The organism is Armatimonas sp. (assembly GCF_031410135.1).
GTDB lineage: Bacteria > Armatimonadota > Armatimonadia > Armatimonadales > Armatimonadaceae > Armatimonas.
Genome location: NZ_JANNYP010000587.1, coordinates 1 through 2,803, shown reverse-complemented (window position 1 = coordinate 2,803; position 2,803 = coordinate 1). Strand labels below are relative to the sequence as shown.

General features: G+C 58.9%; 2 protein-coding genes and 1 pseudogene. All 3 read right to left on the bottom strand.

Features of this window, described 5'->3' with window-relative positions:
- A pseudogene (locus RMO15_RS21595) lies at positions 1-1,126 on the bottom strand (hypothetical protein); the annotation flags it as partial.
- Positions 1,127-1,192: 66 nt separating this feature from the next.
- Positions 1,193-1,684, bottom strand: a complete 492-nt coding sequence (locus RMO15_RS21590) for a putative immunity protein (RefSeq protein WP_309716994.1) — start codon at positions 1,682-1,684, stop codon at positions 1,193-1,195.
- Positions 1,685-1,687: 3 nt separating this feature from the next.
- On the bottom strand, positions 1,688-2,623 hold the full coding sequence (locus RMO15_RS21585) for a hypothetical protein (RefSeq protein ID WP_309716991.1): 936 nt from the start codon (positions 2,621-2,623) through the stop codon (positions 1,688-1,690).
- Positions 2,624-2,803: the final 180 nt, after the last annotated feature.

Below are 2,803 nucleotides of genomic sequence, written 5' to 3'. Positions count from 1 at the left end.
GCAGGTCCCGCGCAACGAGCTTGCGGAACTGCTCGTAGGCGACTTTGACCCGATCCTCGCCCTGTGCGGTTGTGCCGAGTTTTTCGCTGAGGCCCTCAAGCGCTGCCCGCTGCGACGGTGACGCGGCGTTTTTAAGATCGTTCCAGGACGTTCCTGTAATCTCTTCGTCACTCTCAATCGGGACAAAGCGGCGCAGAAAGACATCGCTGGTGGCTACGGGCACATCAATAGACTCCTCGTTGATCTGGGTCCAGGCGAAGGCTTCGTCCATGCCCACTTTGCCGTCTTTGTTGTAGTCCGGCTGAACCGACTTACGGCCTAGGCGGTCTTTTCCCGTGAGGGCGGCGAAGAAGTAGCTGGTGAAGTCATGGTACTCCTCTTCCTCGACTTCCGGGGTGCAGCCCGCCGCCTCGCGCTCTTTGACCGTGGCGAAGAAACCGCAGAAGGGCCGATCTACCAGCTCGCCATCGGGCTGGCCACCAGTAAAGAGCAGGTTCCCAAAGGCTCCCGAGAAGCACTGCACCATCACGACGGTCACGGGGCGCTTCTTGGGGAGCTTAGTCAGGTGCTCGGAGAGAGTGGTGGTCGTCAGAGCCCCATTGCCCCAGAGGTCGTAGCGGTTGTTGTCATAGGGGTTCTTGCCCTGCGCCGCCTGTCGCCCCGGTGAGCCATGACCGGTGAAGTAGAGCATCAGCGGTGTCTTGTCGTCTTCGGTGGCGAGCTTATCAAAGACTCCCGTGATCGTGTCGGCGTTTGTGGAGCCGTCGCGGCGGGGCACATCACTGGTTCGGTACTGCAAAAACGGAGCGCCTTTTGCAGGACGTGGGCCATCGCCAAATAGTGCCCGGATGCCTTTTTGCGCCTCGGTCTTGGTGGCGAGAAACTGTACCGTTGGTGTGTCAGTCTGGCCATCGGCAAAGAGCACAGTGGAACTGACCTGGATGGGCAAGAGTCCGTAGACATAGCGCACATTACTCTCAATGGCGACCTGGTTGTACTCGGGCGAGGGGCCACCGCCAAAGATCACGCAGCGCAGCGGTGCGGCAGTGAGAGCAGAGTTGCGGGGCAACGCAGGGCTTGGAGCCAGCGCGGCCAGAGCGAAGAGAGCAAAAATAGGTGCAGCCATCACGCATTTTATCGTATTATAGATGTTCTGCCTTACAGTCAGCCCACTCGACTGACTTCTTAGAGACTAAAAATCTCCCTCTTTTTGCACCGTAATCATAACTCGCGAACCACGCTTCTGTACGATAACTCTCTTTTGAACTTCGTCTCTTAACCCGACAGCAACATGCTGCCTCTGCCAGTTTAGTTCGTCAGTCACCACCTCGTCCGCATGCACCGGATCAGCCGCTGCCATCGCTTTCAAGGCATAGTACGCACCCCCAAAGGCATGCTGCGGAACATGTGCCGTTGCCACCGCCTGTCCCGCAGCTCGTGCAGCAAGACAGGCAGGGGTATTGTCTTTGGCGTCTCTTGCGGCAGCATGCGCGGCTAGAGAAGCACCTCGAATCCCTGCCATGGTAAATATGCCTGTACGAACCCACTCTCGGCAGGCATGGAGTGCTTTCCGGGGACGATCATCGTCGGGAAACGATTCCTCAAACAAAGGAAGTACCCGCTCAGCACAGTCCGCAGACCAAGTAGCAAGTGCCTGTTGCTCTTCTCTTTCGTACTTTTTCATACCTTACAGTGACGGCATCCGCCCACCGGGCAAGACAAACTTGATCCCAAGGGTGCGGAGGTAGGTCTGCAGCCCCGCATCCTGCATGGGCAGCAGGTGCGCCTCACGGCCCGACTCGTTGAAGTGAGCGTGCCAGTAGCCCGGCGGGGTGATAAACGAGGAAAACGGTTTCCAGTCCACGCGTACGGGATCGAGAATCTCGCCTCTCTCGTTGATCTTGGTGCCGACCAGCGTGTAGCAGCCAGGATCGCAGTCAAGGATCAAGTCAAGTGCAACCGACTCATGCCGGTGCGGAAGCTGGATGGCATTGACGGGCAACACACCCAACATCGCCCAGAGCGTGTGGGTGATGGTCAGGGTCTGGTCCATCGCTTTGTTGGCGAGCAACACACTGATGCGGCTCCGGTTGATGGCATCGCCCTCGCTCTTGGCCTGCGCTAGCGCGGCGAGCGAGTCCTCAGCAGTGAAGAGAGTCGGGGCAAAGCGCGGGGTGTCGGCGGTCGCGCCCAGATAGCGCAGCAGCGGCTCGTCGTGAACCAGATAGAGCGCGGCGTCTTGCTCAGCGGTATGGTGCGTCTCTTTACCCGTCGGTAGCACCACAAAGTCGCCGGTCTTCCAGGGGATCTCCAGGCCGTCAAAATCTGTGCTCCCCTTGCCGCGCATCACGTAGTAGAGCTGCGAGGTCGCGTTGAAGCGGAGCATGAGGCTCTCACCGGGCAGGATACGGACAAAGTTGGCACAGAGTGCCGGACTGGTCGCGGGGCCTTCGCACCGCAGCGCCGCGCTCACATCGAGGGGAATGAGCTGTGTCGGGCCGCTCTCGTGGAGGCTGCTCGGAAAGTCGGCGTAGGGAATCTTAGAGATCGTCCCCGACCCGATGGGGTCGGCGGCCTTGGTGTACTCGAAGTAGAGACCGTTCTCGGTCAGGCTTGTTGGCATGGTAGGGCTATTTTACCCGTTTCGTCCCCCCGGTTGGAGCCTAATCTTGTCCCATATCTTTTGCTGATAGGGCTGACATCGCTGAAAAAGCCATTTGCCAGCCCTCCTCCATACCATCCAAACGACGAAGTCCCATCCATAAACTCTTCACACCAGCACGAGGAGCAGAACGACAAGGAC

What these genes read in the sequence shown, in the direction of transcription:
- RMO15_RS21590 (WP_309716994.1), bottom strand. Translation starts at nt 1,684, where the DNA reads ATGAAAAAGTACGAAAGAGAAGAGCAACAGGCACTTGCTACTTGGTCT.
- RMO15_RS21585 (WP_309716991.1), bottom strand. Translation starts at nt 2,623, where the DNA reads ATGCCAACAAGCCTGACCGAGAACGGTCTCTACTTCGAGTACACCAAG.